Below are 3,554 nucleotides of genomic sequence, written 5' to 3'. Positions count from 1 at the left end.
TTCACCGCCACGACGCAGCCCGAGCGGGACGGGTCCCCCGGGCCGGCCTGGGCCTGCGCGACGGCCTCGAGGACCGTCGCCACGATCGGGGCCCGGGCCCCCGCCGGGGTGACCAGGTCCAGCACGGGGGTCCGCGTCAGGGCCGAGGCCCCGGCGAGCTCGCGGGCCGTGGCGACGGCGGGGTCGGCGAGCAGGGCGGGCAGCAGGCCGGTGAGGTTCATCTGTCCTTCTCGGGGCACGACGCAGGCCCGGACGCAGGGGTGCGCCCGGGGATGGTGCGAGTCTACGATCCGCCCGACCGCCCGTTCGGCGCACGCGCGATGACCACTTTGTGGTGTTCTGTTGTCCTCATGAGTGATGTCGACCCGCTCGAGGTCCTTGCCGCACGGGCGGGTGGCCCACGATCGGCGCGCCGTCTGACCCGCTTGCTCGTCCGATCGACCAGGCAGGTGTGGCGGGCGGGCCCACGTGTGCTCCTCGCGGTGCTGGGCCTGCAGGTGCTCGCGGCGGCGGCCCTCGCGGCGCAGATCCTCATCGTCGAGCGGGTGCTCACCGTGATCCTCGACGTCGCCGATGACCCCGAGGCCCTGCCCCGGCTGTGGCTGCCCGTCGGGCTGCTCGCCCTGGTCACCGCGGTCACGAGCCTCTCCGGGGCCGTGCAGCAGAACGTCGAGCGGCTGCTCGGCGAGAAGGTCGCGGCCGCCATGTGGCACGACGTGCTGCGCACCGCGACCGGCGTGAGCCTGCGCAACTTCGAGGAGCCGACCTTCTTCGACCGCCTGCAGCGGGTCGAGACCAACGCCCTGTTCCGCCCCTACCAGGTGACCCAGGGGCTGGTGATCATGCTCGGGGCCATCTTCGGCAGCCTCGGCGTGGGAACCGTGCTCGTGACCCTGCACCCCGCGCTGCTCCCCCTGCTCGTGCTGGGTGGAGCGCCGCTCGTGCTGACCAGCCGCCGCGAGAGCCGTCTCGAGTTCGACTTCGCCGTCGAGCAGACCCCCGCGCTGCGGCTGCGCGAGTACCTCATCGGCCTGCAGACCGGGCGGGACGAGGCCGCCGAGGTCCGCGCCTTCGCCCTGGCCCGCGAGCTCGGCCGGCGCATCGACCTTCTGTACGGCACCTACCTCACCGCTCTGCGCGGGCACATCCTGCGCCGCTCCAGGCTCAGCGCCCTGGGCAACCTCGGGGCCGCCGTGGCCCTGGCCGCGACCCTCGCGGTGATGGTGTGGCTCGTGGCCGAGGGCGAGATCACCGTCGCCTCGGCCGGGGCGGCGATCGTGGCGATCCGCATGCTCGCCAACCAGGTGCAGGCCCTCAGCAACGGCATCCGTCTGGTCTTCGAGTCCGGCCTGTTCCTGGACGACGTCGACGCCTTCCTCACCATGGACCCGGGCCAGGGCGAGCGGGTCGAGGGCCAGCCCGACCCGCCGCCGACCTTCGAGGTGCTCGAGGCCGAGGACCTCGGCTTCACCTACCCGGGGAGCGAGGCCCCCGCCCTCGACGGCGTCTCGGTCCGGCTGCGGCGCGGGGAGGTCGTGGCCCTGGTCGGGGAGAACGGCTCGGGCAAGACGACCCTGGCCAAGGTGCTCGCGGGTCTCTACCAACCGACCGACGGGACGGTGCTGTGGGACGGGGTCGACGCGCGGGAGTACCGCAGCGCGGGCCTGCGCGAACGCATCACGGTGATCTTCCAGGACTTCGTCGAGTACGGCCTGAGCGCGACGGACAACATCGCGATCGGCCGGCCCGACGACGAGCCCGACCCCGAGCGGGTCCGACGGGCCGCGGCCGACGCGGGGATCGCCCGCGCGATCGAGTCCCTGCCCGCGGGCTACGACACGATCCTCTCGCGCGAGTTCCCCGGGGGCCGCGACCTCTCGGGCGGGCAGTGGCAGCGCGTGGCCCTGGCGCGCGCGTTCTACCGCGACGCACCGCTGGTCATCCTCGACGAGCCGACCGCCGCGATGGACCCCCGCGCCGAGCACGAGCTCTTCGCCTCGCTGCGCTCGATGCTCGCGGGACGCAGCGCACTCGTGGTCTCGCACCGGTTCTCGACCGTGCGCACGGCCGACCACATCTACGTCATGGACTCGGGGCGGGTCGCCGAGCACGGCACCCACAACGAGCTCATGGCGGCGGACGGCGTCTACGCAGACCTGTTCCGGCTCCAGGCCGCCGCCTACATGCCCGACGCCGACGCCTGACAGGACCGCAGGCCGACGTCGGCCCGGGGCTCCTCAGGCACCGAGGGGACCCTCGCGCCGAAGGGCCCCTCAGACGGAGGCGGGGACGGGCGCCAGCTCGGGGATGCGGGCCCGCAGGGCCGCGGCGATGCCCGGGTCGAAGGGCGGGCCCCACGGCACGTGCGCGTGGTAGACCGGCACCTGGGCGACGATCGCCGCGAGGTGGGCGAGGTGGCCGCGCTGGACGGCAGGGTCCTTCCAGCCGAGCAGCCGCGGGAAGGACAGCAGGTCCAGGAGGGCCTCGCGGGGCTCCTGCCGTACGACCTTGACGTGCTTGCGCCGGCGGTCGGGGTACGGCACGACGATCGCCGCGAGCGGCAGGTCGTCCTCGACCTCGGTGCCCAGGCTGAGGATCTGGCGCTGGTCAGCGCTCGTCCGGCGGCCGGGGGCACCGGCCGAGAACAGCTCGACCAGGGTGTCGGCTCCCTTGCGCAGCCGCAGCTCGGTCGCGCCGAGGCGCACGGTCGGACGGTCGGCACCGGGCTCGACGCACAGCACGTCGTCGGTCACGAGGGAGGCCCCGCCGGCGCACATCAGGGTCGCCATGGTCGACTTGCCGCCCCCGGAGGGCCCGACGAAGGCCAGGGCCCGTCCGTCGACCTCGACCGCGCTCGCGTGCAGCACGGCCCGGCCCCGGCGGTACAGCTGGAAGGCCAGCATCGCCCCGGTCGTGAGCACCACGGCCACACCCGGGTCGGCCCCCTCGACCACGTGCACCGTGACCTCGGCGAGGTCGGCCGAGACCTCGAACTCGCAGGTACCGGTGAAGCGCAGCAGCACGGTGCCGTCAGGGCGCTCGTAGAAGGCGTAGGAGACGACGTCGTCCCACTCGAGCTCGAGGAGCACGACCCCCTCGACCGGTTCCGCCTGCTCGGTGCGGGAACGCGGGGCGCCCCACCGCACCGTCACATCGGGCCGCGTGCCGTGCGGCACCGGACGGTCCTGGTGGAGCGGGAACTCCGAGGCGACGACGAGGCCGTAGAGCCGTTGCAGGTCGGTCATGCCGCACCTCCGGGGACGGGGGTCACGAGGACCTGGAAGTCGGAGCGGGTGGGGTCCAGGCTCGCGCCGTCGATCTCGATCCAGGCGTGGGCCCGGACCGCACCGTCGACCTTCGCCACACCGACGCGAAGCACGGGGTCACGATGGCGCAGGAGGTGCGCGAGGAGCAGGGACTGGCGCAGGCACGTGCCGTTGAAGGGCCCGCGGTCCAGGACGCGCAGGGCCAGGTCGCACCGGTCGGCGTCGCGCGGGGTGAGGAGGTCCCAGCCGTCGACGCCGTCGACGCCGTGGCGGTCGGGGCTCGCCGCC

Annotated in this window: 4 protein-coding genes; 1 reads left to right on the top strand and 3 read right to left on the bottom strand. The window is 74.0% G+C overall.

Translation table 11 applies throughout. The features are described from left to right. Window positions 1–221, bottom strand: a 221-nt coding sequence (locus L0B03_RS15375; RefSeq protein ID WP_250447392.1) for a hypothetical protein, incomplete at its 3' end; no start/stop codon positions are given. A 129-nt stretch (window positions 222–350) separates the two neighbouring features. Here L0B03_RS15375 and L0B03_RS15370 point away from each other — a divergent pair. Beyond that, complete coding sequence (locus tag L0B03_RS15370) at window positions 351–2,204, top strand: ABC transporter ATP-binding protein (protein ID WP_250447390.1); 1,854 nt, start codon at window positions 351–353, stop codon at window positions 2,202–2,204. A 69-nt stretch (window positions 2,205–2,273) separates the two neighbouring features. Here L0B03_RS15370 and L0B03_RS15365 read toward each other — a convergent pair whose 3' ends face one another. Together L0B03_RS15365 and L0B03_RS15360 are read right to left on the bottom strand one after the other, a co-directional pair. After that, on the bottom strand, window positions 2,274–3,245 hold the full coding sequence (locus tag L0B03_RS15365) for a hypothetical protein (RefSeq protein ID WP_250447388.1): 972 nt from the start codon (window positions 3,243–3,245) through the stop codon (window positions 2,274–2,276). Then, window positions 3,242–3,554, bottom strand: a 313-nt coding sequence (locus L0B03_RS15360) for a lasso peptide biosynthesis B2 protein (protein ID WP_250447386.1), incomplete at its 5' end; no start/stop codon positions are given. The genes L0B03_RS15360 and L0B03_RS15365, both read right to left, overlap by 4 nt.

It is taken from the genome of Actinotalea sp. C106 (assembly GCF_023630195.1).
GTDB lineage: Bacteria > Actinomycetota > Actinomycetes > Actinomycetales > Cellulomonadaceae > Actinotalea.
Note: the sequence above shows the minus strand (reverse complement) of the source record. Positions and strands in the feature narration are given on the sequence as shown.

Coding starts and splice junctions, on each gene's coding strand:
- L0B03_RS15365 (WP_250447388.1), bottom strand. CDS start 3,245: ATGACCGACCTGCAACGGCTCTACGGCCTCGTCGTCGCCTCGGAGTTC.
- L0B03_RS15370 (WP_250447390.1), top strand. CDS start 351: ATGAGTGATGTCGACCCGCTCGAGGTCCTTGCCGCACGGGCGGGTGGC.